The 1735-nt window shown below is 71.4% G+C and carries 1 pseudogene; it reads left to right on the forward strand.

What is annotated here, in order from left to right:
* Window positions 1-853 precede the first annotated feature (853 nt).
* A pseudogene (locus tag ABZV40_RS46400) lies at window positions 854-1735 on the forward strand (hypothetical protein); the annotation flags it as partial.

A 1735-nucleotide genomic window follows, 5' to 3' on the forward strand; every position in this document is an offset into this window, starting at 1 on the left:
GGCGGGGGTGTTCGGTGGTGGGGGTGATTTGTGGGCGGGGGTGGTGAATGGGTTGTTCAGTGGTGGGGTGGGGAAGAAGGCGGTGGATGCGGGGCAGGTTCTGCGGGGGTGGCGGGAGCGGGCCGGTGGTGGTGGTCACGGGCCGGGCGTGGGCGTGTTCGGCGGCAAGGGTGTGGTCGGCGGGTCCGGTGATGGCGGGCCTGGTGGTGGGCAGCCTGGTGATCGGAAGCCTGGTGGTCCTGTCTCCGGTGATGGCGGGGACGGTGGTGCTGGTGCTGGTGGTGCTGGTGCTGGTGCTGGTGGTGTTGGTCGTGGTGGTGCTGGAGACGAGGCTGCTGCTGCTGGTGTTGGTGTTGGTGTGGACGGCAGGACGGAGCTCGTGTTGGGTGATCGGCCGTCGGGTCCGGCCGGAGCCACTGCCACCACTGCCACCACTGGCACTGCTGGTGTTGCTGGGGGTGGTGCCGCGGCAGGTGGTGCTCGTGGGCCGGTGGGTGTGGGTGTGGCGGGGGTGGGTTCCGTTGGTGGGGGTGCGGGGTTGCCGGTGCTGGAGGGGGCTGGTTCATCGGGGTCGGCGGGAGTGTCGCCGCCGATATCGGGTGGGGTGGCTGGTGTGTCTGCCGGGCTGGGCGTGCATGACTCCGCCGCCGGGCCACAGCGCGCAGAGTCGCAGCCTGGTGAGCTGGGTTCTGGTGGGCCGGGTTCTGGTGGGCGGAGTGGTGTGGTGGCGGGTGGTGTTCCTGCCGGTGGGGTGGATCCTGCCGGGGCGGGGCCGGTGGGTGTGGTGGGAGACAGCGATGGTGGGGGGAGGGCTGGTGAGGGCGAGCCTGCTGGGCAGGTGGTGGCTGGGCGGATGGTGGCTGGGCAGGGCGGGCTGGTGCGTCTGGCGGACACCGAGCCGCCGCCGTACACCGTTACGGATCCTGACGCGGGGATGCCGCCTCTGCCGGCCTATTTCGTGGACCACACGCTCCCGCCGTACACCACCGCCAACCCAGGTTCCGCCAACCCAGGTTCCGTCACCCCGGCAGGCACCCAGGCAGGCACCCAGGCAGGCATCCCGGCGGGCACCGCGGCGGGATCGGTGCCGGCGGGGGGATCGGTGCCGGTGGCTGGTGCCGGGGTGGTGGCCGCGTCGGGCGTCAAGCCCGCCTGGTCTCCTGGTGGTGACCAGGGACCTGGATCACTGGTCGCTGAGGTTTCCGCGCCCGTAGGGTCCGTGGCCGGTCGGCCGGTTGTGGCTGCCGGGATCGCGGCTGTGGCCGGTGCGGAGCCGGTGGCCGGGACCACGACCGGGGGCAAGGAACAGGACGATCAGGCTGTCGTGGTGAGGCCGGTGCGGCGGCGTGCGGGGCCGCCGCTGATTTCCGGGCTGGAGCAGGCCGGGCAGATCAGTCAGTTGTGGAGCATGTTGTCGCCTGATGAGGTGGAGGTGTTGCTAGGCGAGGGCCGGCGGATCGTCGGCCGGTACGTGCGCCGGCCTCCGTTGTTCATCGAGAAGCCTGATCAGGAGAACATCGACTACGACAACATCGTCCGGCTCGTGGCTCACCGCTACTACCAGCAGCGGTACGGCCTTCCCGAACATGCCGAGGGGCCGGAGGAGCTGGCCGCACGCCTGGCCCGGGAAACCAGCAGGCCCCTGATCGAACACGAGCGACAAGGACTGCGCGGCGGGGCCCCGGCCGGTCGTGGTGCCCGGCGTGCGGGGGCGGGCGGTGTGGCTGGTGAGTCG

The sequence above is a fragment of the Lentzea sp. NPDC004782 genome (assembly GCF_040609115.1).
In the GTDB taxonomy this organism is placed as follows: Bacteria; Actinomycetota; Actinomycetes; order Mycobacteriales; family Pseudonocardiaceae; genus Lentzea.